The sequence below is a fragment of the Micromonospora sp. RB23 genome (assembly GCF_053585025.1).
Map to the genome: position 1 here is coordinate 4226567 of NZ_CM132111.1, position 24608 is coordinate 4251174.

The window sequence follows — 24608 nt, forward strand, 5'->3', positions numbered from 1 at the left end:
CGCTCGATCAGCCAAGTTGGTGGAACGATGACTGTCGTGGGAACTGCCGATACCGCCATGCCTGCCATCTCGCCACTTGCCGGTGAGCCGATCAAGCGCGCCGACGCCGAACGACTCGCCGGGGTACTGAAGGCGTTCGCCGATCCGGCCCGACTGCGCCTGCTCAGCCTGATCCAGGCCGCCCCGGACGGCGAGGCCTCGGTCACCGACCTCACCGCGCCGCTCAACCTCTCCCAGCCGACCGTGAGCCATCACCTGCGGATCCTCACCGAGGCTGGCCTGATCGAGCGGGAGAAGCGCGGGGTCTGGGCGTACTACCGCATCGTGCCCTCGGCGATCGCCGCGATAGCCGACCTGCTGACCCCGCCCCGCAAGCGGCCGACGAAGAAGACCCGCTGAGCGGGTCGCCTCGTCGGCGACGGGTGACGCCGGTCGTCAGCGGACGCGGGCGACCGCGCCGTTGAACGACACGTCCCGCACGGACGGACGGGGCTGCGGCGCGTCGTCGGCGTGCCATCGCGCCACCGAGACGATGCCCGGCTCGACGAGGTCCAGCCCGTCCAACAGGGCCGCGAACTGCTCGGTGCTGCGCGCCTGGAAGCGGCCGTCGCGGTTGTTGGCGGCCAGCTCGGCGGTGACCGAGAGCGGCAGATATTCCCAGGTCACGTGCGAGGCGACCACGTAACTGCCGGACGGCAGCGCGGCCACGAGCCGATCGAGGATGCCCTTGGGATCCTCGTCGTCGCGGACGAAGTGCAGGATGGCCACCAGCATCAGCGCGACGGGCTGGGTCAGATCCAACGTCGCGCGCAGGTCGGGGTGGGCGAGGATCTCGGCCGGCGCACGCAGGTCGGCGTCGAGGTACGCCGTCCGCCCCTCGGGCGTGCTGGACAACAGCGCGCGGGCGTGGGCCAGGACGATCGGGTCGTTGTCGACGTAGACGACACGGGCCGACGGATCGACGGCCTGCGCGACCTCGTGGGTGTTGTCGGCGGTCGGGATGCCGGTCCCGATGTCGAGGAACTGCCGAACGCCGCGCCGGGCCAGGAAGCGCACCGCGCGTCGCAGGAACATCCGATTCTCGACCGCGGCCAGCCGGATGGTGGGCATCGCCGCCGCGAGGGCATCGCCGGACGCCCGGTCGGCGGCGAAGTTGTCCTTGCCGCCCAGCAGGTAGTTGTACCTGCGCGCCGGGTGCGCGACCGACGTGTCGATCCGGTCGGTGAGCGCGGGGTGTCCACCGTGCGACGTCATCCGGCCTCCCCATCGTCGCGCGTTCTCCACAAGGTACACACGTCGGCGGCGCGGCGGGTGCCCGCCGGCGCCGCGCTCAGGACGCGCAGCCCTGCGCCGCCTCGACCGTCTCGACGTCGCGTACCCCGGCGAGGATGTCGGCGGCGGTGTGCGCCCGGATGCCGGCCTGCGCCTCCTCGGCGAACCGGGCGACGACCGCTCGGACGTGCCGCTCGGCGGGAGCGGCGAGGCCGTCGTAGATGGCTTCGAAGAGTTCCCGCGCCGGCCGCCGGAGCCATCCGGCCGGCAACAGGTCCAGGGGCAGCCGCGGGTCGAGGGTGGGAAAGCGGCGGAAGGTGTCCATGACCTCGGTACGGGTCCGCACGGCCGCCGCGCCGACGACGCCCTCCGACCGCGCCTGCGGCACCAGGGGAGTCCACCGTCGCAGGAACTCCTCGTAGTGCCGGCTGATCGCCTCGATGTCCCAGGCGTCGATCGGAGAGCGCTGGGCGATGGCGTCGAGGTCGGCCTGCCGTCCGCGGAACACCGTGACGGCGCCCGGGGCGAACCGGGCGAGTTGGGCCCTGCCCTGCGGGCTCAGCTCGTACGGCGAGATCCACAGCCCGTCGTACAGGGGCGCGTACCCGAGCCAGCGGAGCTGGCCACGCAGGGCCCGTCGCTGCGCGCCCCGGTCCTGGGGCAGGGAGAAGGCGACGATGGTCCAGCAGCCGTCCCACGCGGCCACCTCGGTGGTGGCGGCCAGGATCCAACTCCCGCCGCTGGACAGGTTCGCGGCGGCGGCGCGGCTGAGCCGGTAGGAGCTGCGTCGCCCCTCGCGGCTGCCCTCCAGCACACCGCGACGGGCCAGGCGGCTGATCGCGGCGCGCGCGCCGGCCGTGCTCACACCGGATTCAGCGAGCAGCGCGACGAGGGCCGCGGACGGGACCCGCGCGCGGGTCCGCAGCGTGTAGTCGGCCAGCAGGGTCACCGCGAGGTCCTGCGGGGAGCTGCCGGCCTGTCGCCGGGGCAGTCGCGGTGGCTCGTCCCCGTCGTCGGGATAGATCTCCTCGATCGTGAAGGGGTTTGCCACAGGCGCTCCCGGCTCGACTCAGGGACGGTGCACCGACTGTAGACGGACCGCCCGGACGGCGGTGTCGACCCCGGCCCCTTTCGATCGAGACGCATCGATTGACACTTCAGCGACCGCGAGGAACACTATCTGCTACGCGACGCCGTACGCAGCCGGGCACAGGGCGAGCACACGTCGTGGGCGAGGCGCGATCACCACGGGAGTCGGGCGCACCCGTGACCGCACAGCGCGCCACCCCACACCCACCCCGCACAGGTGATCGAAGGAGTCATCCCCGTGAAGATCCGAAGGAAACTGCTGCTCGGCCTGGTCACGTCACTCGTGGCAGCCGGCCTGGTGGCCCCCGCGCTCCAACCCGCGTACGCCGCCTCGCTCACCGAGGTGACCACGTTCGGCGACAACCCGGGCCGGATGCGTATGCACGTCTACGTGCCGGACACCCGCCCGGCCAAGCCCGCGATCGTCGTGGCCATGCACGGCTGCGGCGGGTCCGGCCCCGGCTTCTACTCCGGGAGTGAGTTCGCCGCCCAGGCCGACCGGTACGGGTTCATCGTGATCTACCCGACGGCGACCCAGCAGGCCGGCTTCGGCAACTGCTTCGACACCTGGTCCGACGCCGCCAAGCGCCGTGGCGGTGGCAGCGACCCCGTGTCGATCATCTCGATGATCCGTTACGCGCAGCAGCAGTACGGCGGTGACCCCGACCGGGTCTACGCCACCGGCAGCTCGTCCGGCGGCATGATGACCAACCACATGCTGGCCCTGTACCCCGACGTCTTCAAGGCCGGCGCGGCGTTCATGGGTGTCCCCTACAACTGCTTCGCCAACGCGGCGGACTACCCGCCCGGCAGCAGCCAGTGCACCGGCGGAAACATGAACCGGACCCCGCAGCAGTGGGGTGACGCCGTGCGCGGGGCGTACCCGGGTTATTCCGGTCCCCGCCCACGGGTGCAGTTGTGGCACGGCACCAGCGACACGCTCGTCCCGTTCTCGCTGTTGCAGGAGACGATCGAGCAGTGGACCAACGTGTTCGGGCTCAGCCAGACACCCACCTCCACCGACACGCCCCAGACCAACTGGAACCGCCGCCGGTACGCCGACGCCAACGGGACCGTCCAGGTCGAGGCGTACAGCATCCAGGGCGCGGGGCACACCCTGCCGGCCGGCGGCATGGCCGCCGCCGCCGTCGCCTTCTTCGGCCTGACCGCCCCGCCGAACCCGACCACGCCGCCGCCGAACCCGACGACGCCCCCGCCCAACCCGACGACCCCGCCGCCGAACCCGACCACGCCGCCCCCGAACCCGACGACCCCGCCACCGAACCCGACCACGCCGCCGCCGAGTTCGGGCGCGTGCCGGGTGGGTGTCGCGATCAACGCCTGGAACAACGGCCTGACGGAGAACATCACCGTCACCAACACCGGAACCAGCGCCGTCAACGGCTGGTCGCTCGTGTTCACCCTGCCCGGCGGCCAGAGCATCACCTCGGGCTGGAACGCGACCTACTCCCCCACGTCCGGCCAGGTGACGGCCCGCAACGCCGCCTACAACGCCAGCATCGGACCGAACGGGTCGGTGACCATCGGCTTCCAGGCCACACACACCGGCAACACCGCACGGCCGAGTTCGTTCACCCTCAACGGCGCGACCTGCGCGCTCGCCTGACCGGCAGCGACCCGTCGCGACCAGATCGAGCCGGCCCCGTCGCCCGCGGCGGCGGGGCCGGCTCGACTCACTTGCCGGCCGGCACCTTCTCGACGACCTCGTCGTAGCCGACCGCGCCGGGTGCCGCCGTCGGCGCGTAGATCACGCGGAGCACGCCCGTCGGGAACGACTCGGTCGCGATGACCCGCAGGTGGTACGGGGTATCGCCGTCGTCGAAGAGCCGGCGCCCCTTGCGGGCGGCCACCGGGTGCACCAGCAGGCGCAGCTCGTCGACCAGCCCGGCGGCGAGAAGCTGCTGCACGACCGAGATCGACCCGGGGATGAGGATGCCCCTGATCCCGGGATCGGCCTTGAGCGCGGCGACGGCCTCGGGGAGATCGCCGGCGATGACCTCCGAGTTGCGCCACGAGAAGTCCAACGGCTGGCGCGAGACGACGACCTTGCGGACGTCACCGAGCTGCTTGGCGAACCCGGCGTCCTCGCCACCGGCGGCCTCCCGGTCGGGCCAGGCCCCGGCGAAGCTGTCGTAGGTGACCCGGCCGATGAGCAGCACGTCGGACGTGTCGTAGTCCTCGGTGACGGCACGGCCCATGTTCTCGTCGAAGTACGGGAAGTGCCAGTCCGGGTCGATCTCGGCCACGCCGTCGGCCGAGATGAACAGCGTGGAGATGACCTTCGCCATCGCGGTACTCCTTCACGTCAGATGCTGTCGGGCTCGTAGACGGGCACAGCATCGCAAACTCGTACGACGGATACCGCCCTCCGCGCCGAACGCGGACGAGCCCCGGCCGATTGGCCGGGGCTCGTCGGGTACGGCGGGATCAGGCGATGTCGAACCGGTCGAGCTCCATGACCTTCGTCCAGGCGGCCACGAAGTCGCGCACGAACTTCTCGCGCGCGTCCTGGCTGGCGTAGACCTCGGCGAGGGCGCGCAGCTGGGAGTTGGAGCCGAAGATGAGGTCGACCGCGGTGGCGGTCCACTTCACCTCGTCCGTGGCCAGGTCGCGGATCTCGTACACGTGCTCGTCGGTCTCCGACGCCTTCCACCGGGTGCCCGGGGAGAGCAGGTTGGCGAAGAAGTCACCGGTGAGCACGCCCGGCCGGTCGGTGAGGACGCCGTGCGACGCGCCTCCGACGTTGTTCCCGAGGGCGCGCAGGCCGCCGACGAGGACGGTCATCTCCGGCGCGCTCAGGTTCAGCATGTACGCACGGTCGATGAGCAGCACCTCCGGCTGGGTCTTCTCGCCGGCGCGCAGGTAGTTGCGGAAACCGTCCGCGCGCGGCTCGAGGACCCGGAAGGAGTCGACGTCGGTCTGCTCCTGGGTGGCGTCGGTGCGGCCCGGCCGGAACGGCACGGTCACCTCGACGCCCCCGTCGCGCGCCGCCTTCTCGACGGCGGCCGAGCCGGCCAGCACGATCAGGTCGGCGAGCGAGATCTTCGCCCCGCCGGCGGCGTTGAACTCCCGCTGGATGCCCTCCAGCGTGCTCAGCACCGTCGCGAGCTGCTCGGGCTGGTTGACCTCCCAGCTGCGCTGCGGCTCCAGGCGGATGCGCGCGCCGTTGGCGCCGCCGCGCTTGTCCGTGTTGCGGAAGCTCGCGGCGGAGGCCCAGGCGGTGGAGACCAGCTGCTCGACCGTGAGGCCCGAGTCGAGGACCTTGGCCTTGAGGGCGGCGACGTCGGCGTCACCCACCAGCTCGTGGTCGACGGCCGGCACCGGGTCCTGCCAGAGCTGCGGCTCGGCGACCCACGGCCCGAGGAAGCGCTCGATCGGCCCCATGTCGCGGTGCAGCAGCTTGTACCAGGCCTTGGCGAAGGCCAGCGCGAACTGGTCGGGGTTCTCCAGGAAGCGGCGCGAGATCTTCTCGTACGCCGGGTCGACGCGCAGCGAGAGGTCGGTCGTGAGCATCGTCGGCCGGTACTTCTTCGACGGGTCGAACGGGTCCGGGATGATCTCCTCGGCGTCCTTCGCGACCCACTGCTTCGCGCCACCCGGGCTGGTGGTCAGCTCCCACTCGTAGCCGAACAGGATCTCGAAGAAGCGGTTGCTCCACTGCGTCGGCACGTCGGTCCACGTCACCTCGAGACCGCTGGTGATCGTGTCGGCGCCCTTGCCGCTGCCGTGGGTGCTCAGCCAGCCCAGACCCTGCGCCTCGATCGGGGCGCCCTCGGGCTCCGGGCCCACGTGGTTGTCCGCGACACCGGCGCCGTGGGCCTTGCCGAAGGTGTGGCCACCGGCGATCAGGGCGACGGTCTCCTCGTCGTTCATCGCCATCCGGCCGAAGGTCTCACGGATGAAGTGCGCCGCCGCGGCCGGGTCCGCGTTGCCGCGCGGGCCCTCCGGGTTGACGTAGATGAGGCCCATCTCGGTCGAACCGACGCCGGCGGCCATCTCCTTCTCGGAGGCGTACCGCTCGTCGCCCAGCCAGGTGTCCTCCGGACCCCAGAAGATCTCCTCGGGCTCCCACACGTCCTCACGACCGAAGCCGAAGCCGAACGTCTTGAACCCCATCGACTCCAGGGCCACGTTGCCGGCGAGCACCAGCAGGTCCGCCCAGGAGATCTTCTGGCCGTACTTCTGCTTGACCGGCCACAGCAGGCGGCGGGCCTTGTCCAGGTTGGCGTTGTCCGGCCAGCTGTTGAGCGGGGCGAACCGCTGCCCACCGTCACCGGCGCCGCCACGGCCGTCCTCGATGCGGTAGGTGCCGGCGGCGTGCCAGCTCATGCGGATCATCAGGCCGCCGTAGTGGCCGAAGTCGGCCGGCCACCAGTCCTGCGAGGTGGTGAGGACCTCGGTGATGTCCCGCTTGAGGGCCTCGACGTCGAGCTTGGCGAACTCCTTGGCGTAGCTGAAGTCCGGCCCGAGCGGGTTGCCCTTGGGCGAGTGGGCGTGCAGCACCGAGAGGTCGAGCTGGTTGGGCCACCAGTCCCGGTTGGTGCGCGGACGACCACCGGTCTTCGGGGTCGGCGAGTCGATCGCCGGGTTCTCGCTCTCGCTGCCGTGCGCGGTCACCGAGTCGTGCGCGACCGGGCAGCCGGCCGCGGCCTTCTGGTCCACGCCCTGCGCGCTGGTGGGGGCGTTGTCCTGGGTGTCGCTCATGTACTTCCTTCCGAACTGGCGGATCGCTGGGAGGTGCGGTCGGCCGCGCAACCGGGGCAGGTGCCCCAGTAGACGACCTCCGCCTCGTCGACCACGAACCCGTGGTCGTTCGAGGCGGTGAGACAGGGTGCGTGGCCGACGGCGCACTCGACGTCGGCGATGGCGCCGCAGGAGCGGCACACGACGTGGTGGTGGTTGTCCCCCACCCGCGACTCGTAGCGGGCGGTCGCGCGGGCCGGCTGGATGCGCCGCACCAGACCCGCGTCGGTGAGCGCGCGCAGCACGTCGTACACCGCCTGGTGCGAGATGGTGGGGTGGTCCGCCCGGACCAGCGCGATCACCGTGTCGGTGTCGACGTGGGGGTGATCCCGCAGCACCGCGAGCACGGCCAGCCGGGGTCGCGTCACTCGCAACGAGACCCCTCTCAGCTGCGCTTCGAGGTCGGACATCACGCGCTGCACACTAGCTCACTTTTCTGGAACGGATCAAGTTTTCCCCGATCGCGCGTCGCGCGGACCACCCAGGGGCTCCTCCGTCGCAGTCGAGGGTCCGGAAAGTCTCCGGAAGTTCCGAGCGAGATTCGTCTGATGTTGTCCCGGGACCGGCCGACCATCACCCTCGTAGGCACCGCCCCTGATCGACAACTGACCTCGAAATATGCCCGCCGGAGCGGGCACAGCAGCGGGACGCTCACCGGCGCAGACCTTCCGGAAAATGTTGACAAGTGGACGACCGGCTCAATACCGTCCCCATCGACGACACTCAATTGCCGTCACCATCCGCGCCACGACTGCCGCCTCCGGTCGTCGTGCGGAACATCCGGTCAACCACCACCACGCGGCACGACTCCGTGGCCGACAGCCCGCCGGGTCGCACCGCACCGCTGGCCCCGCGCCAGCCGTGACGAGGAGGAAACACCTACATGATCGACACCGACCACACTCCCACCGCAGCACCGAGGCGCGGCCGGATACGGCTGCTCCTCGGCGCCGCCTGTGCGGTCGTCCTGGCCGTCACGGGCACGGTCGCGGTCACGGCCACCAGCGCGTACGCCGAGGCCGACCGGACGCTCACCTCGAGCCTGACCGGCACGCACAACGGCTACTACTTCTCCTTCTGGAAGGACAGCGGCAACGCCAGCATGACGCTGCGCGAGAACGGCCGGTACTCCAGCAGCTGGGACCGCAGCACCAACAACTGGGTCGGCGGCAAGGGCTGGGCCACCGGCTCGCGGCGGACGGTCACCTACTCGGCCAACTACAACCCGGGGAACAACAACACCTACCTCGCCCTGTACGGGTGGACGCGCAACCCGTTGATCGAGTACTACGTGGTCGAGAACTTCGGCAGCTACAACCCGAGCAACGGCGCCACCCGACTGGGCACGGTCACCACCGACGGCGGCACCTACGACATCCTGCGCAGCCTGCGGACCAACGCCCCGTCGATCGACGGCAACCAGACGTTCTACCAGTACTGGAGCGTCCGCCAGAACAAGCGCTCGAGTGGCACCATCACCACCGCCAACCACTTCGACGCCTGGGCCCGCGCCGGCCTGAACCTCGGCACGAACCACGCGTACCAGATCATGGCGACCGAGGGCTACCAGAGCGCCGGCAGCTCCGACGTCACCGTGTCCGAGGGCAGCGGCGGCAACCCGACCTCCGGACCGACCTCCGGGCCCACCACCGGCAACCCGGGCGGCGGCAACTGCACCGCGACGCTCTCCGCCGGTCAGCAGTGGGGTGACCGGTTCAACCTGAACGTCGCGGTCAGCGGCACCAACAACTGGATCGTCAGCCTCAACCTCAACGGCGGTCAGTCCATCCAGAACAGTTGGAACGCGTCCGTCAGCGGCACCAGCGGGACGGTGACCGCCCGACCGAACGGCAACGGCAACAACTTCGGGATCACGATCATGGCCAACGGCAACTGGACCTGGCCGACGATCAGCTGTCGCACGAGCTGACCGCACCACCGCACCACGCCCCGGCCCCCGCCGCCACGCGACGGGGGCCGGGCGCTGCCCGGCTGCTCACGAGTACACGAGGTGCAGCATCATCCCGGCGTCGGCGTGCCCCAGGTTGTGGCAGTGGTTGGCCCACACTCCCGGATTGTCGGCCCGGAACGCCACCTCCCACACCTCACCGGGCCGGACGTCGAACGAGTCCAACCAGAGCGGGCTTCCGGTGGCGGGCCGCCGGTCGCGGGACAGCACGAGCACGTGATGGCCGTGCAGATGCCACGGGTGCACGGTCTGCGACCGGTTGACGATCGTGAACCGGACGACGTCACCACGGCGGACGACCTGCGGCGGGATGTCCGGATCGGCGGCGCCGTTGACGGTGTGGGCGTACCGCGGGAGCAGTCCGCGCAGGTCCAGGCCGCGATCGAGGACGAGGGTGAACTCCCTGTCGAACCGGGACCAGGGCGTCGGGGCCGGCCGGCCGTAGCTGAGCGGATCGAGTACGGGCCAGCCGTCGGTCGCCGTCGACACCGCGCCGGTCGAGTAGACCCGGCGTCCGTCGACGTACAGCGCCACCGGTGTGGCCGGGGCGGTGAACACCAGGTCGTAGCGCCCTCCGGCCGGGATCAGCACGGCGGTGTCCCGCACCGACGTCGGACCGCCCAGGTCGTAGCCGTCGATCGCGGCGACCTGGAAATCCGTCCCGGCCAGCGCGTAGCGGTGCGTGGTGCTGTCCGTGTTGATCAATCGCAGCCGGACCGGAACGCCGGCCTCGACCTGCTCCACCCGCGCGTCCGGCAGCGGACGACCCGCCAGGGTGTGCACCGGCACCGTCACGTCGAGGCCGCTCGTCGGCCCGGGACGCACCACGAGGACGCCGTAGAGGCCCATCCGTACGCCGACGTCGGACACCGAGTGGGTGTGGTACCAGTACGTGCCGGCCTGGTCGGCGCGGAACCGGTAGACGAACTCCTGACCCGGCAGCACCGCCGGCTGCGTCACCCCGGGCACCCCGTCCTGACCGTTCGGCACGTCGTACCCGTGCCAGTGCAGGGTGACGCCCCGCCCGATGTCCCGGTTTCGCAGCGTCACCTCCACGACGTCGCCGACGGAGGCGGTCAACTCCGGCCCGGGTACCTGCGCGTCGAACGCCCACGCCGCGACGTCGTGGCCACCGACGCGCACCGTGGCGGTACCGGCCGTCAGGGTGAACCGCCGGGTGGGTTCGTCGGGGATCCGGGCCTGCGGGTACCCGTGGTCGTGCGGCGCGGCGGGTGCCGCCCCCGGGGTGACGGCCAATCCGGTACCGGCCAGCAGCGCCGCCACCGCCACCGCGACCGCGACCCGGGACACCGTCCGGGACGGGCGCGCGTCGAGCAGACGCCAGGACAGCCCGGTCGCCGCCACGATCCCGGCGACCGCCAGCAGCCCCACCGACGCCGACACCGGGTAGCCGTGCAGGACCGTCACGAGCAGGGCGGCACTCCCGGCGTACCCGGCGAACAGGAGCGGCACCGCGACGGACCGGATGTCGCCCGCGGCCCGCAGCAGCCGCGGCCCGGCGACGGCGACCGCCGCGAGCGACAGCGGCGCGGCGACGACGACCTTCTCCGCGGCAAACCACCAGCCGGCCCGGGCGAGCGCGACCACTGTGGTCACGCGCGCGAGCGTGGCGAGCAGCGCGACGGCGGCCAGCGCGAGCGCCAGCGGCCGACGCCGGGCGGCCGCCGCGGCGCCGCCGCCCAGCCAGCCGGCGGCGACCAGGATCGCCAGGACGAGGTCCGCCGCGAGCAGCGACGCGGTGGTCATGCCGGCTCCCCCTGGGGTACGACCGCAGGCGCGTCGCCCGTCGGCGTGCCGGCGGCCAGCCGGCGCGCTCCCCGCATGACGCCGACCACGACGTGCACCGCGATGATGCCGTTGACCGCGTGCAGCCCACCGATGGTCAGGCCGAACGGCGTGCTGACGCCGACGGCGTCGGTGCCGGCGTTGGCGAGCATGGCGAGCAGCGCCTGCACGACGACCAGGCCCAGCGGCAGGACCGCCAGCCCGACGAGCCGACCGGGCGCCCTGGCCAGCGCGGCGAACAGGACGGTGAGCAGGGTGAGGACGGGGATGACCGCCATGCCGTTGACGCTGTGCAGGGCGTACGCGCCGTCCCCGGCCGGCTTGGTGAACGCGCCGACGGCGGCGAAGACGAACTGGAGGGCGAACGCGGCGAGGAGCAGGCCGCTGCTGACGACGAATGCCTTTCGCATGCTGGGCTCCTAGAGCTGCGCCGAGGTCAACGCCCGGGCGACGTGGTCGGTGGCGGTGATCGCCCCGTAGGCGACGATCCGGACGAGGTCGGCGTCGGCGGGGTGCGACAGCTTCCACAGGGCCACGTCGCCCTGGCTGAGCGCGCTGGGCGCGAACGCCGCCAGCAACGCGATCCGCGTTCCGACCCGGTCCCGGCCGGGCACGTCCCGGACCAGGTCGACGGCCCAGTCCGCGGGCCGGGTCGGGAACCGCCCGTCCTCCCAGCGCACGGTGGCCGTCACGGTCTGGCGGGCCACGTCACCCAGCAGCTCGCCGCCCCGGGTGGCGGCGTCCCGCAACGACGCGTACGCGAGCCCGACCGGACTGTCCCCGGCCCAGGCCGGCGGCGGCGTCGTGCTGGCGTCCAGGAGCCCGAGGCTGCGTCCGGGCGCCTTCGGCTCGCGGGCGGACCTGGCGTACAGCCGTCCACCGACCGAGCGCACCAGCGGGGCGCGTTGCAGCCCGCCGGGGAGCAGGTCGGGGTCGAGCAGCGCCGAGACGACCCGGTTGACGAAGTGGAACGCGAGCAGGGTGCCGGTGATCTCGGGACCGTACGGACTGGTCCAGTCGCCGGCGCGAGGGCTGCGGCTGGCCCGGGCCCAGCGGGCGAGTTCGGCGTGTCCCGGCTCGGCCGGAGTCTCGCCCCGGGCGACGACCTCGGCCAACCCGTGCTCGCCCAGGGCGTGCAGCAGCAGCACGTGGGCGTCGAGGCAGAACTGACAGCCGTTGGCCCGGGACACCACGGCCGCGACGAGTTCGCGGTCGACCCGGGACGTGTCGCCGGCGAGCAGCGCCTCGCGCAGCAGCGACCAGGTCGCGGCCAGCACCTCGGGCACGGCCGAGAGCGCCTGGAAGGTGGGCAGCGGTCCGAGGAAGTCCTCGCGTAGCTGCTGGTAGACCTCCGCGGTGCGGCCGGTGGCCGCCCTCGGGGGGACGGGGGTGAAGAAGCGGTATGTCATGCGGTCGATGCTCGCGGCGACGGCCGCGGAACACGTCGTGCCGGCGCAGACACTTCACGCCGCCGGGATACCACGACCGTGGTACGCCTGATCTACCGCACGCGCGGGATGCTCCAGCGACGGCGGCCGTTCTACAGTGCGACCATGCGCCGCGACCTGCCGTACGTCCTCAGCGGCCTCGCCCTCGGCGGTCTCCTGCTCGGCAACGCCGCGCTCGCACCGGACGCCGCGACGGTCGGGGCCCTCGACGTCGCCCTGGTCCTCGTCATGGCCGCGGCCCTGGGCGTGTGCCGGCGGCATCCGGTGCTCGCGCTGGGCGTGGTGACCGTCGCCATGCTGGCCCTGCACGTCCGGGTGCACTCCGGAGTGTCCGCCGCGTTCCCCGTTCTCGGCGCGGTCTACGTGACCGCGTGGCGGGGGCACCGGTTCGCGGCCATCGTGGCCAGCGTCGTCTTCCTCGGTGGTTTCCTCGCCCGCGACGTCTCGGTGGCGCCGGTCGACCGTCCGAACCAGCTCATCGTCGAGCGGACGGCGCTGCTGCTGGGATGGTTCGTGGCGGCCAACGTCGCCGGGCTGGTCGGCCGGCACCGTCGGGCCTACCTGGAGCAGGTCGAGCAGCGGGCCGTCGAGGCCGAACGCACCCGCGAGGAGGCGGCGTTGCGGCGAGCCGGCGAGGAGCGGCTGCGCATCGCCCGCGACCTGCACGACTCCCTGACGCACAGCATCTCGGTGATCAAGGTGCAGGCCGGGATCGCCGTGCACCTGGCCCGCAAGCAGGGCACGGAGCCCTCGGCCACGCTACTGGCGATCCAGGAGGCCAGCGCCGCCGCGATGCGTGAACTGCGCACCACCCTCGACGTCCTGCGCGCGCCCGACGACGACCGCGTCGGGCTGGCCCGGGTCGACGAACTCGCCGAACGGACCCGGGCGGTCGGCGTGCCGGTCCAGGTGACCGTCACCGGTCCGCCACGGCGTCTGCCGGACGAGGTCGACCAGGCCGGTTACCGGGTCGTCCAGGAGGCCCTGACCAACGTGGCCCGCCACGCCGGTCCCGCGACCGCACGCGTCCACGTCGAGTACGCGCCGGCCGGGCTGACCGTCGCGGTCAGCGACGACGGGCAGGCCTCGCGGGCCCGTCCCCCGACGCCGGGCGTGGGACTGCGCGGTATGCGCGAGCGGGTCACCGGGCTGGGCGGCACCCTGGTGGCCACCGCCAACGACGACCACGGGTTCACGGTGCGGGCCACGTTCCCGCTGGACGGGCCGGCATGACCGGGCGCTCGCACCGATGATCCGGGTCCTGCTCGCCGATGACCAGGCGCTGATGCGGGCCGGCTTCCGGGCCCTACTGGCCGCCGAGGACGACCTGGAGGTCGTGGGCGAGGCCACCGACGGCGCGTCGGCCGTACAGCTCGCACGACGTCTACGCCCGGATGTCGTGCTGATGGACGTGCAGATGCCCGGACTCGACGGGATCGAGGCCACCCGGCGTATCGCCGCCGATCCGGACCTCGCCGCGACCCGCGTCCTCATCCTCACCAACTACGGGCTCGACTCGTACGTCTTCACCGCCCTCCGCGCGGGCGCGAGCGGTTTCCTTCTCAAGGACGCCGACCCCGCCGACCTGTTGCAGGCCGTCGCCGTCGTGGCCGGTGGCGACGCGCTGCTCGCGCCGGCCGTGACCCGTACGCTGATCAGCGAGTTCGTGGCCGGGCCACCGCCGGTCGTACCGACGGCCGGCCGGGACGTGCTGACCGCCCGGGAGCAGGAGATCGTCGAGCTGGTCGCCCGGGGACTGACCAACGACGAGATCGCGCAGCGCATGGTGATCAGCCCGTTGACCGCCAAGACGCACGTGAACCGGGCCATGACGAAGTTGCACTGCCGGGACCGCGCCCAGTTGGTCGTGTGGGCGTACGAGTCGGGACTGGTCACGCCGCGCCGCCGGTGACCGTGCCGTCACCGGCGGCGCGACGCGGGCCGGTGTCAGGACCCGATGGCGATGGCGAAGACGTGCATCGTCGGCACGTTGGCCGCCGCCCGGGCGCTGATGTTGGGCAGCACGACCTGGGTCACCGCCTTGTTCTGCAGGGCGACGCCCACGTAGTAGATGCACGCCGCCGTCGCCTGTCGACCGTTGTTGGGTCGGTTCTGGTACGCCGACACGATGGCGGCGGTCGCGCCCGACACCGGGCCGCCGTACCAGTCGGGAGCGCCGAGGGTGAACGTCTGGCGGGTGCCGTCCGCGTACACCACCGTTCCGGTGCCGGACACGGCCCCGTAGGTGCCGGTCACGAGGAAGCCGAGCGTGCTGCCTGTGCCGCTGATGCCGATGGTCTGGCCCGAGGCGATGGCGTTGTCGGCCGTGCCGGGGCTGACGTTGGGCCAGCGGAAGTTCACTCCGTTGCGGCTCACCGTGCTGCCCGGGCTCGCGCCCGCCTGCGCCAGGGCCTGCGCCGACAGGGTGGCCCCGTTGCCGTCGAAGTTGCCGACGTTGGTGTTGCTGTCGTTGGTGATGCCCGCGTTGGTGAAGCTCTGCTCCAACGTCGGCGTGGCGGCGCCCGTGCTGGTGACCCGGTAGGTGCGTCCCGCCTGCACGGTCACCTCGACCAGATCGGACTCGACCCGGGTGACCCGGGGTGACGTGCCGTCGGCGGTGTCGACGACGCTGACGGTGCCGGTCAGGAACCGCGACCGCAGGCGGACAGTGCCGGCGCGGTCCGGTCGTACCAGCACCTCGGTGGCCGCGCCGCTCGCCCAGGTGATGCTGACCGTGTGTCCACCGCGACCCCGCAGGCCGGTCACCCGGCCGCTGGGCCAGGCCGGCGGCAGCGCGGGCAGGATGTGCAGCTCGCCGATGTGGCTCTGGAGCAGCATCTCGGCGATGCCGGCCGTGGCGCCGAAGTTGCCGTCGATCTGGAACGGCGGGTGCAGGTCGAACATGTTCGGGGCGAGCCGGGCGGTGGTGGCGAGGTAGCGGATGAGGTCGTGGGCCCGCTTGCCCTCCTCCATCCGCGCCCAGAAGTTGATTTTCCAGGCCAGCGACCAGCCGGTGCCGTCGTCACCGCGCAGCGCCAGCGTCCGCCGGGCGGCCTCGAACAACTGCGGAGTGCCGCGCTTGGTGATCTGGTTGCTGGGCGCGAGCCCGTACAGGTGGGAGATGTGCCGGTGGTTGGGCTCGGTCTCCACCCAGTCGTAGAGCCACTCCATGATGTTGCCGCGCGAGCCGACCTTCATCGGTGGGAGGCGGTCCCGGGTGGCCCGCACCTGGGCCCGGAAGGTGCTGTCCACGTCGAGGATCTCGCTCGCGCGGGCGACGCCGTCGAAGAGGTCCCGCAGGATCTGGTTGTCCATCGTGGGTCCGGCGCACACGCTGGCGTTCGAGTGGTGGCTGAGCTCCGGTGAGTTCGACGGGTTGGTGACCAGGTAACCGAGGGTCGGCTCGGTCACGAGGGTGTTGAGGAAGAACTGCGCGGCGCCCTTCATGGCCGGGTAGTTCGTCCGCAGGAACTCGATGTCGCCGTTGAACAGGTAGTGGTCCCAGATCAACGTGGACAGCCAGGCCCCGCCGGTCTGCCACATGCCCCAGAACGCGCCGTCGACGACGGCGGTGGCCCGCCACGCGTCGGTGTTGTGGTGGGTGACCCAGCCACTGGCGGAGCCGTACTGCACCTGGGCGGTCCGCGCTCCGGTGACGGCGAGCTCCCGGACCATGTCGAAGACCGGGTTGTGGCACTCGGCCAGGTTGGTCGTGTTGGCCGGCCAGTAGTTCATCGGCAGGTTGGCGTTGATCGTGTACTTCGAGTCCCAGGAGGGGGTCAGCGAGTCGTTCCAGATGCCCTGGAGGTTCGCCGGCTGGGTGCCGGGCCGCGACGACGAGATCAGCAGGTACCGCCCGAACTGGAACAGCAGCGCGGAGAACTGCGGGTCGTTGACGCTGTTGTGCTGGGCGATGCGCACGTCGGTCGTCTGGTCGGCCGCGGAGGTGCGGCCCAGGTCCAGAGTGACGCGGCCGAACAGCGCCTGGTAGTCGGCGACGTGCCGGGTGCGCAACTGGTCGTAGCTGTAGGCGCGCGCCGCGCTCAGGCGCTGCCGGGCGATGCCCCCGTAGTCGCCGCCGACGTTGCGGTAGTTGACGTAGCTGGAGCCGATCGAGATCAGCAGGACGACGCTGGTGGCGCCGGTGACCCGCAGGGTGCCGCCCGAGCTGGACACGCTGCCGCCGGTGACGGTGGCATTGGCCAGGGCGAGGAAGCGCACCTGACCGGTGACGCCCTCCTGGCTGCCGGAGACGCCGTCGAAGCCGATCGTCGTGCCGTCCGGACTGGACACCGTGGTGCGCTGCGGACTGTCGAAGGTGGCCGTGAAGCTGATGGAGGTGGCGCGGTCGGCGGTCAGTCGCATCGCGATGACCTGGTCCGGCGCGCTGGCGAAGACCTCACGCTGGTAGCGGATGCCGTTCAGCACGTACGACGTGGTGGCCGTCGCGGTGGTGAGGTCGAGCGTGCGGTTGTGCTGGGACGCTCCGCTGGCCGACCCGAAGGCCAGCCGGAGGTTGCCGACGGTCTGGTACGCCAACTGCCCGCCGGGGTTGCCCATCATGGTCTGGTTGATGAGGTCCTGGGCCTGCGTCCACTGGTTCGCGTTGACCAGGCGCCGGATCTCCGGCAGCGCGGCCGCGCCCCTGGTGTTGCTGGGGTCGTGCGGGCCGCCGGCCCAGACGGTGTCCTCGTTGAGCTGAAGTCGTTCGGTGTCGACGTTGCCGAACACCATGGCGCCGAGCCGGCCGTTGCCGATGGGCAGGGCCCGCAGCCAGTCCGTGCCGGCGCCCTCGTCGTACCAGAGGGCGAGGTCGTTGGCGGCCAGCACCTGCGGCGGCGCGACGGAGTCGGCGTTGGCGGTCGCCGTCCACGGCAGCGGCAGCAGGGCGCCACCCGCGCCGGCCGCGCCGATCTTGAGGGCCTGCCGCCGGGTCAGGTCTGACATCGATCCTCCAAACGGTGACCGGTGCGGCCACCCAAGCGCGACAACGACGACCCCCGATAGTGGATCCGCGCGGTGGCACCGACCGTGCAGCGCAGGTCGTAGGCAGACCCGTGGACGACCAAACGTCCGATGTGTTTCGGGAAGATTACTCCGGCGTCACGCAATAGGCAACGGTCGATCGCTGGCGGATTGCCGCTCGGTGGTCGCGTGTGACGATCGAGGCGCGGCCGCGGCCGGGGCCGGGGCCGGGATCGCGAGACGCGTTCACGGCACCCGCAGGAGTCCGGCGACGGTCAGCCATACGTCCGATGAATGCGTCAGCCGCGCCGCGACGGCCCTCGTGGACCGGCGGCGCGGCTGGGTGCCGCTCACTCGGGCGGCGTCGCCCCCGACTGCTCGGCCACCATGTACGTCGCGTACCAGTCGGGCCAGTTGTCGTCCCGCTGGCCGGTGCGCTCCTCGTGCGCGCCGTGGGCCGCCGCCGCGCGCCGCAGCGCGCCCGCCAGATCGGTCGCCGACCGGTACGACGTCAGGTCGCTCTCGACGCGCCCGGGCAGGCGGGTCGTGATCTCCTGCATGAGCCAGGTGTTGCCGTCCGGATCGCGGAACGTGGCGCGCGAGACGTAGCTGCGGCGCTCCGGGTCGGGGCCGTCGGCCGGCCCGTTCGGGGTGACGTGGAAGACGTCGCCCACCTCGACGCCGGCGGCCGCCAGCGCGTCGCGAGCCGCCTCGATGTCCGACACGACCAGGTACGCCGTCGCCGAACCCGGCGCCGCCGACGTGAGTTGCTCGCCGAACTGCACCGAGCACGCGGAGCCGTGCGGGGTGAGCTGGACGATCCCGGGCGGCGTCTGGTCGAGTCGCCAGCCGAGGCCCTGGTAGAAACGCTTCGCGCGGTCGACGTCCGACACCGCGATGACGATTACCTCGACCTTGACGTCGAGGCTCGCGAGGCCCGGGTCTCCCCGGCCGGCCTTCGGACTCATCGCGACCTCCCGGGTGTGCCGCCCACCGTCGACAACCACGCTACGTCCTGCGCCGGGGCGAGGTGCGGCGTTCGGGGCATCAGACCGGTGCCGCCCTCGCCGCCCTCCGCAACCCGAACAGGGCGACCACCGCGAGCAGGATGACGGCGACGGAGTACTCGTCGACGGTCCGCGGCAGGCCCCCGGCGTACACGACGAGGAAGCCGGCGATCACGGTGGGAAGGCCGAAACCGACGTAGCTGACGACGTAGAGCAGCGACAGCACGCTGGCGCGTTCGTGCGCCTCGACCAACGGCATGATCGTCTTGAGGCTGCCCTGGAAACCACCGCCGAAGCCGACGCCGCCGAGCGCGAGACCGACGAAGAACCCGGGTACGGACCCGGCCATGACCGAGACCACCGTGACGACCATGCCGAGGATGAGGGCGACGATCCCGGTCAGGATCACCGTACGCGCGGCGGTGTCGCGCAACAGCAGGACAGCGACCGACCCGAAGAGCGCGAAGACGAAGAGCACCAGACCGGCGACCACGATCGACGTGTCCATGAGGCTACGCACGAGCGCCGGGCCGAGCGCGCCGAAGAAACCGGCCAGCGCCCAGACCGCGAACAGCACCGGAGCGACGACCAGCACCGGCCCGCGTACCGAGCGCGGCAGCCGGATCTCCGGCCGCAGGCTGCGGCGCGCGCCCGGCATCCGCGTGACGGTCTCCGGCATCAGCGCGACCCCGACGGCCTGGATCAGCAGGACCGCGACGAGGACGACGTACACCAGCCGTGTCGGCGCGGGCAGATAGCGGATGAACAGCGCCGAGAGGAGCGCCCCGCTGCCGGTGCCGAGGCCGGGTGCGATCGAGTTCGCGAGCGTCCCGCGGACACGGTTGATGTCCAGCATGGCCGCGCCGACGGCGCCCGTGGCGGCCCCTGCCGCAAGTCCCTGCACGAGGCGGGCGACCAGCAGCGCGGGTACGCCGTTGGCCAGGACGAACACCAGCAGCGACAGGATCTGCACGGCGATCGCGGCGGCCAGGACCGGACGCCGGCCGACGTGGTCGGAGAGCTTGCCGAAGGTGAGCAGCGATGCCAGCACCGCGAGCGCGTAGACCGCGAACACCACGGTGGTCGTGACCGGCGAGAAGTGCCAGCGCTCCTGATAGATCCCGTAGAGCGGGGTCGGGGCGGCCGAGGCGGCCAGGAACGACACGAGGATCGACGCCAGCAGCACCAGGGAGACGTTCGGCGCGAGTCGTATCCGTCCCGCGATCGGCATGTCGGCGCTCCTCGGGCTGGGCGGCGCTCGTCGGGCTCGACGGCCGCTGGCGCGTACCCGATGTGCCGCCCACCATGCGCCGACTACTCGTCGTCGCGCGGCCCGAGGTGCTCGCGCAGCGCCCGCGCGATGTCGCCGGCCGCGCGGAGCTGGTCCGGCGTGAGAGCGTCGACGAACAACTCCCGGATGGTGCGCAGGTGCGGGTAGGTGGCCCGCTGGAACGCCTCGGCCCCGGCCGGGCTGAGGAGCACCTCCGCCCCGCGCGGGACCGTCGCGCACTCCTCGCGACGGATCAGCCCGCGCCGTTCCATCCGTCCCAGGTGATGCGAGAGCCGGCTCCGCTCCCACCCGATGTGGGCAGCCAGGGCGGAGGAGCGCATCCGTCGACCCGGCGCCTCGGTGAGGGCGAGCAGGACGGCGTAGTCACCGGCCGAGAGGGAAGAGTCGCCCTGGAGACGTGAGCCGACCCGGGAGGTGAGCACCTCCGTCGTCTCGACGAAGTCCCGCCAGATCCGCAGCTCCTCCGCCGTCGGCAACTGGCGACCCCTACGCCGTCCGGGTGTGGTGTCGACCATCGAACCCTCCGGGAATTGACGTGTCAATTAGCAGGTTAGCATCATTGACACGTCAACCGGGGAGGCCACTTCCCGCGTGTCGACGGCGAGGAACGCCGAGGAGGAGACATGTCCGCCGCATCCTTCGAACTGGGGCTCAACTCGTTCGGCGAGGTGGCCACCGACGGCGACCGGATCCTGAGCGACGCCGAGACCGTCCGGCTGCTGGTGGACGAGGCCCGACTCGCGGAGTCGGTCGGGCTCGACGTGTTCAGCCTGGGCGAGCACTACCGGGAGGGGCACAACGACTCGGCCACACCCGTCCTGCTCGCGGCGATGGCCACGGCGACCGACCGGATCAAGCTCGGCACCTCGGTCACCGTCCTCAGCACGAACGACCCGGTACGGCTCTACCACGAGTTCGCCACCCTGGACGCGGTCAGCGACGGCCGGGCCCAGCTGGTCCTCGGGCGGGCATCGGCGACCGACTCGTTCCCCCTGTTCGGTTACGACCTGGCGGACTACGAGCGGTTGTTCGAGGAGAAGCTGGACCTCTTCCTCCGGCTTCAGCAGGAGGAAACGGTCACCTGGTCCGGAACCGTCCGCACCCCTCTGGTCGCGCAACGGCTGCACCCGCGGATGCGGCCGGGCGGAATCCCGACCTGGATCGGCGTCGGAGGAAGCCCCAACTCGGTGATCCGCGCCGCCCGGCACGGGCTCCCGCTCATGCTGGCGGTCATCGGTGGACGTCCGCAGCGGTTCGCCGGCCACGTCGACCTCTACCACCGGGCACTCGAACAGTTCGGGCAGGCCGCACAGCCGGTCGGGCAGCACTCGCTCGGCCTCGTCGCGGACACCGACGAGGAGGCCGTCGAGACGTGGTGGCGGTACTGGCAGCCGACCGTGGCGCGGCTCGCCGAGGAGCGCGGCTTCTACAAGCCGGACCGCGCGCGCTACGAGGCCGAGATCGACCACGGGGCGCTGTTCGTGGGGTCGCCGGAGACCGTCGCTCGCAAGATCGCAACAATGGCCCGCGACCTGCGGCTGAGTCGGTTCGACCTGAAGTACGACATTATGCACCTGCCTCGCGAGGCGCGGGCGCGCACCATCGAGCTGCTCGGCAGCGAGGTCGCGCCACGGGTCCGGGAGCTGTTGACGAAGGAGCCCACAAATGTCTGATCTCGTGTTCGGCCTCGACACCTTCGGTGACGTGCCGGAGGACGACTCCGGCAAGCCCGTCTCCCACGCCGTCGCCATCCGGCAGGTCGTGGACGAGGCGGTGCTGGCCGACGAGCTCGGCGTCGACGTCATCGCCCTCGGTGAGCACCACCGACCGGAGTACTCGGTGTCGACACCCGAGACGGTGCTGGCGGGCATCGCCACCCGTACCTCGCGGATCCGGCTCTCCTCCGGCGTCACCGTACTGAGCTCGGACGACCCGGTCCGCGTCTTCCAGCGTTTCGCCACGGTCGACGCGCTGTCGAACGGGCGGGCCGAGGTCATCCTCGGCCGGGGCTCGTTCACCGAGTCCTTCCCGCTGTTCGGCTACGACCTGGCCGACTACGACGTGCTGTTCGAGGAGCGGATCGAGCTGTTCGCGAAGCTGCTCGACGAGCAGCCGGTCACCTGGAGCGGCACCACCCGCGCCCCGCTCACCGACGCCGACGTCTTTCCCAAGACGGAGTCGGGACACCTCACCACCTGGGTGGGCGTGGGCGGCTCACCGCAGTCGGTGGTACGGACCGCCCGGTACGGTCTGCCGCTCATGCTCGCCATCATCGGCGGCGCTCCGGAGCGTTTCGCGCCCTACATCGACCTCTACCGCCGGGCCGCCGACCAGCTCGGCACCACCGCGCACCCGGTCGGGATGCACTCGCCCGGCTTCGTCGCCGACACCGACGAGGAGGCGAAGGAGCTGTACTGGCCGTACTACCGGGTCATGCGCGACCGGATCGGCGCGCTGCGCGGCTGGCCACCGATCCGCCGCCAGGAGTTCGACTCGGAGGTGGAGCACGGCTCGCTCTACATCGGCTCGCCGGAGACGGTCGCCCGCCGGATGGCCGCCGCCATCCGCGGCCTCGGTGTCGGCCGTTTCGACCTCATCTACACCGCCGGGGCGCAGCCCGTGAGCGCCCGGATGCGCGCCGTGGAGCTGTACGGCTCCCGGGTGATCCCCATGGTCCGCGACATCCTGGCCAGCTGACCCGCCGGCCACCCTCGGAGAGGAAGACATGAACGACAGCGGCTCCGACCGACCACGGACCCTCGCCATCCTCGGCGCCGGCAAGGTGGGCACCGTCCTCGCCCGGCTCGCGCTCGCCGCCGGCTACCGGGTGCTCGTCGCCGGCTCCGGCGATCCGGCGAAGATCGCCCTGACAATCGAGGTGCTCACGCCCGGGGCGGTGGCGACCACCGCTGCCGACGCCGTGGCGGACGCCGACATCGTCATCCTCGCCCTCCCGCTGGGCAAGTACCGTGCGCTCCCCGTCGAGGCTCTGCGCGGCAAGCTCGTCGTCGACGCGATGAACTACTGGTGGGAGGTCGACGGCATCCGCGACGACCTGACCGATCCGCGCACCTCGTCCAGCGAAATCGTCCAGGCGTTCCTGGCCGGGTCGCGGGTCGTCAAGGCGTTCAACCACATGGGCTACCACGATCTCGAGGACGAGGCGCGGCCGACGGGCACGGCCGGCCGCAAGGCCATCGCGATCGCCGGTGACGACGAGGCCGACCTCGCGCCGGTGGCCTCGCTGGTGGACGCCCTCGGCTTCGACCCGGTCGTCGCCGGCCCGCTCGCCGAGGGCGTACGCCTCGAACCGGGCAGCGAGTTGTTCGGCGCCAACGTCAGCGCCGACGAGGTGCGCGCCATGCTCCGGCGGTTTCCCGAGTCGGCGCGCGGCCAGGCCGTGGCCGCCGCCCGGTCGGCCTGACCCGCGGGGCCTCTCAGTGCCCGTCGTCGAACGCCGTACGGGGATCGAGATGGCGACCCCGCTCCTGCGCGGCGGCGTAGGCGGCGGGGCCGAGCGCCCCGATCGCGGCGTCGCGCACGGCGGCGAGGTCGGCGGCGTCGTCCGGGTCGGGCACCTGGCCGATGGCCGCGAACGCCGCGTCCGCGAGACCGACCATGAGCGCCGCCCGCGAATGGTCACCCTCGGCGGAGGCGAGCGCCGCGCCCGCCACGCAGACGTACGGCACGAAGTCGTCCCAGCCGTGCGCGAACACCCGGGTACGGCTGAGGGCGAACAGCCTCCGCGCCTCGGCGAGATTGCCGAGACCCAGCTCGCAGAAGGCCAGGTTGTGCGTCTCGGAGTTCACGGTCTCCGGCCGGCCCAGCGACTCGTTCAGCGCGATGCTCGCGCGGTACAGATCCCGCGCCCGGTCCAGGTCGCCGGCCATCCGCGCCACCGCCGCCAGCACGTGCCTCGGCCGCTCCTCCAAGGCACGGTCGCCCGAGCGCACCGCGACGTCGAGGGCCTCCCGCGCCCGCGTCTCGCCGAGCGCCAGGTCCCCGCCACGAATCGCCACCCGGGCCAGGCTGTAACGGGCCTCCACCTCACCCGCCGCGTCGCCGACGGTCCGAGCGCGCTCGATCTCGGCCGCACTCATCCGTACCACCGCGTCGGTCTCCCCCCGGCGAAAGGCCGAGCGGACGTCGTCACTGAAGCTCACGGTCGGTTCCCCTCGTCCGTCCCGGCTGGTCGCGGCTGTCCGGCCCGGGCGGTGGCAGCTCAGGCATGGAAGGCGATCCAGTTCTCCTGGAAGCGGAAGCCCATCGACTCGTACAGCGGTCGGCCGAGCGCGCTGGACTGCAGGTACGCCGCGTCCGCGCCGGCCGCGATGCCGTCGCGCACCACCTTCTCGGTGATCGCGCGGCCCAGGCCACGACCACGCGCATCCGGTACGACGGCGATGTTGAAGACGCCGACCACATCTCGGGTGCGCATCCCCAGACCGGTGCCGAGGGCCTGGCCGTCCTCCTCGTACAGGTAGCCGTCGATCCGCTCGGCGTCGAGCACCGCGCCGCCCATGAGCGACCCGAACAGACCGTCCGGTGCGTCGAAGCCCCGGGTGAGGACGTCCGTGTACCGATCGCTGTCCGCCGCGCCGACCCGCAGCACGTGCTCGCGCTGCGCCTCGTCCGCCCGGAGGACCAGCTCGTCCACCCCGCAGGCCAGCAGGGGCAGCTCGCTGCGCGCGGTGAGCCCGTGGCGGGTCGCGAGATCGGCCACCGCGCCGTCGGCGTCGACCCGGACCATGATCGACCACGCCTCCACCTGCCCGGACACCTCAACGGCCATCTCGTGCAGGGCTTCGAGATCCGGATCCCGTGACAGGTCGTACGCCACGTTCAGCGTCGCCGCACCCGCCTGGGTCACCGCCGCGCGGGCGGTGCCCCGCCGCGCGTAGTGCCCCTTCGGCGTCGCCCCACAGAGATCTTCGATGGCCACGTCGTACGCCGCCGCCATCCGATCGCCGATGATGTTCATGCCTTACCCCCTGACG

At 71.8% G+C, this 24608-nt stretch carries 22 protein-coding genes; 8 read left to right on the top strand and 14 right to left on the bottom strand.

All coding sequences use genetic code 11. The annotated features are described in order from the left end of the window. Positions 1-27: 27 nt before the first annotated feature. On the top strand, positions 28-399 hold the full coding sequence (locus tag ACTFTM_RS19455) for an ArsR/SmtB family transcription factor (protein ID WP_422735372.1): 372 nt from the start codon (positions 28-30) through the stop codon (positions 397-399). A gap of 36 nt (positions 400-435) precedes the next feature. Here ACTFTM_RS19455 and ACTFTM_RS19460 read toward each other — a convergent pair whose 3' ends face one another. Together ACTFTM_RS19460 and ACTFTM_RS19465 are read right to left on the bottom strand one after the other, a co-directional pair. Continuing rightward, positions 436-1254: an SAM-dependent methyltransferase gene (locus ACTFTM_RS19460; protein ID WP_449561901.1), complete on the bottom strand. Its 819-nt coding sequence runs from the start codon at positions 1252-1254 to the stop codon at positions 436-438. Between the two features lie 76 nt (positions 1255-1330). Beyond that, positions 1331-2323, bottom strand: coding sequence for a PaaX family transcriptional regulator (locus tag ACTFTM_RS19465; protein ID WP_449561902.1), 993 nt, complete (start codon positions 2321-2323; stop codon positions 1331-1333). Between the two features lie 276 nt (positions 2324-2599). Between ACTFTM_RS19465 and ACTFTM_RS19470 the strand changes: the two genes are divergently transcribed. Further along, positions 2600-3988, top strand: a complete 1389-nt coding sequence (locus tag ACTFTM_RS19470) for an extracellular catalytic domain type 1 short-chain-length polyhydroxyalkanoate depolymerase (RefSeq protein ID WP_449561903.1) — start codon at positions 2600-2602, stop codon at positions 3986-3988. Between the two features lie 67 nt (positions 3989-4055). Here the strand turns inward: ACTFTM_RS19470 and ACTFTM_RS19475 are convergent, their stop codons facing one another. The 3 genes from ACTFTM_RS19475 to ACTFTM_RS19485 all read right to left on the bottom strand — a co-directional run bounded on the left by ACTFTM_RS19475 (position 4056) and on the right by ACTFTM_RS19485 (position 7535). Next, on the bottom strand, positions 4056-4670 hold the full coding sequence (locus tag ACTFTM_RS19475; RefSeq protein ID WP_449561904.1) for a dihydrofolate reductase family protein: 615 nt from the start codon (positions 4668-4670) through the stop codon (positions 4056-4058). 139 nt (positions 4671-4809) lie between these two features. Beyond that, entirely contained in the window at positions 4810-7086 is a 2277-nt protein-coding gene (gene katG / locus ACTFTM_RS19480) for a catalase/peroxidase HPI (protein ID WP_449561905.1), read from the bottom strand. After that, the gene (locus ACTFTM_RS19485) at positions 7083-7535 is read right to left on the bottom strand and encodes a Fur family transcriptional regulator (RefSeq protein ID WP_449561906.1); all 453 of its coding nucleotides are present in this window, start codon (positions 7533-7535) and stop codon (positions 7083-7085) included. The genes katG and ACTFTM_RS19485 overlap by 4 nt, the downstream gene beginning before the upstream one ends. Before the next feature lie 473 nt (positions 7536-8008). Here ACTFTM_RS19485 and ACTFTM_RS19490 point away from each other — a divergent pair, with 473 nt between their 5' ends. After that, on the top strand, positions 8009-9055 hold the full coding sequence (locus ACTFTM_RS19490) for a glycoside hydrolase family 11 protein (RefSeq protein WP_449561907.1): 1047 nt from the start codon (positions 8009-8011) through the stop codon (positions 9053-9055). A gap of 66 nt (positions 9056-9121) precedes the next feature. On the opposite strand, the gene ACTFTM_RS19495 is transcribed toward ACTFTM_RS19490, so the two are convergent. Genes ACTFTM_RS19495 through ACTFTM_RS19505 form a run of 3 tightly spaced genes read right to left on the bottom strand, consistent with a single transcriptional unit; the run spans position 9122 to position 12309 of the window. Further along, positions 9122-10861: a multicopper oxidase family protein gene (locus ACTFTM_RS19495; RefSeq protein WP_449561908.1), complete on the bottom strand. Its 1740-nt coding sequence runs from the start codon at positions 10859-10861 to the stop codon at positions 9122-9124. Then, positions 10858-11310 (bottom strand): DUF6220 domain-containing protein, encoded by a 453-nt coding sequence (locus ACTFTM_RS19500; protein ID WP_449561909.1) that lies wholly within the window; start codon positions 11308-11310, stop codon positions 10858-10860. Before ACTFTM_RS19500 ends, ACTFTM_RS19495 begins: the two co-directional genes overlap by 4 nt. A gap of 9 nt (positions 11311-11319) precedes the next feature. After that, on the bottom strand, positions 11320-12309 hold the full coding sequence (locus ACTFTM_RS19505; protein WP_449561910.1) for a carboxymuconolactone decarboxylase family protein: 990 nt from the start codon (positions 12307-12309) through the stop codon (positions 11320-11322). 144 nt (positions 12310-12453) lie between these two features. Between ACTFTM_RS19505 and ACTFTM_RS19510 the strand changes: the two genes are divergently transcribed. After that, positions 12454-13581, top strand: a complete 1128-nt coding sequence (locus tag ACTFTM_RS19510) for a sensor histidine kinase (RefSeq protein ID WP_449561911.1) — start codon at positions 12454-12456, stop codon at positions 13579-13581. Between the two features lie 16 nt (positions 13582-13597). Beyond that, entirely contained in the window at positions 13598-14260 is a 663-nt protein-coding gene (locus tag ACTFTM_RS19515) for a response regulator (protein ID WP_449561912.1), read from the top strand. Between the two features lie 35 nt (positions 14261-14295). Here ACTFTM_RS19515 and ACTFTM_RS19520 read toward each other — a convergent pair whose 3' ends face one another. From ACTFTM_RS19520 to ACTFTM_RS19535, 4 genes are all read right to left on the bottom strand, one after another. Next, positions 14296-17295 (bottom strand): glycoside hydrolase family 95 protein, encoded by a 3000-nt coding sequence (locus ACTFTM_RS19520; protein ID WP_449561913.1) that lies wholly within the window; start codon positions 17293-17295, stop codon positions 14296-14298. Positions 17296-17663: 368 nt separating this feature from the next. Then, the gene (locus tag ACTFTM_RS19525) at positions 17664-18281 is read right to left on the bottom strand and encodes a VOC family protein (protein WP_449561914.1); all 618 of its coding nucleotides are present in this window, start codon (positions 18279-18281) and stop codon (positions 17664-17666) included. 79 nt (positions 18282-18360) lie between these two features. Beyond that, positions 18361-19551, bottom strand: coding sequence for an MFS transporter (locus ACTFTM_RS19530; RefSeq protein WP_449561915.1), 1191 nt, complete (start codon positions 19549-19551; stop codon positions 18361-18363). An 83-nt stretch (positions 19552-19634) separates the two neighbouring features. Continuing rightward, positions 19635-20126, bottom strand: coding sequence for a MarR family winged helix-turn-helix transcriptional regulator (locus ACTFTM_RS19535; protein WP_449561916.1), 492 nt, complete (start codon positions 20124-20126; stop codon positions 19635-19637). Positions 20127-20234: 108 nt separating this feature from the next. Between ACTFTM_RS19535 and ACTFTM_RS19540 the strand changes: the two genes are divergently transcribed. The 3 genes from ACTFTM_RS19540 to ACTFTM_RS19550 are packed head-to-tail and all read left to right on the top strand — an operon-like array spanning position 20235 to position 23035. Continuing rightward, positions 20235-21284, top strand: coding sequence for an LLM class flavin-dependent oxidoreductase (locus tag ACTFTM_RS19540; protein WP_449561917.1), 1050 nt, complete (start codon positions 20235-20237; stop codon positions 21282-21284). After that, a complete protein-coding gene (locus tag ACTFTM_RS19545) occupies positions 21277-22308 on the top strand; it encodes an LLM class flavin-dependent oxidoreductase (RefSeq protein ID WP_449561918.1) in 1032 nt (343 codons plus the stop codon). Before ACTFTM_RS19540 ends, ACTFTM_RS19545 begins: the two co-directional genes overlap by 8 nt. Positions 22309-22336: 28 nt before the next feature. Beyond that, entirely contained in the window at positions 22337-23035 is a 699-nt protein-coding gene (locus tag ACTFTM_RS19550) for an NADPH-dependent F420 reductase (protein ID WP_449561919.1), read from the top strand. Between the two features lie 13 nt (positions 23036-23048). Here the strand turns inward: ACTFTM_RS19550 and ACTFTM_RS19555 are convergent, their stop codons facing one another. Next, positions 23049-23774 carry a tetratricopeptide repeat protein gene (locus tag ACTFTM_RS19555; protein ID WP_449561920.1) on the bottom strand — a complete coding sequence of 242 codons (726 nt, stop codon included), beginning with the start codon at positions 23772-23774 and terminating at the stop codon, positions 23049-23051. A 59-nt stretch (positions 23775-23833) separates the two neighbouring features. Beyond that, positions 23834-24592: a GNAT family N-acetyltransferase gene (locus ACTFTM_RS19560; RefSeq protein ID WP_449561921.1), complete on the bottom strand. Its 759-nt coding sequence runs from the start codon at positions 24590-24592 to the stop codon at positions 23834-23836. Positions 24593-24608 lie beyond the last annotated feature (16 nt).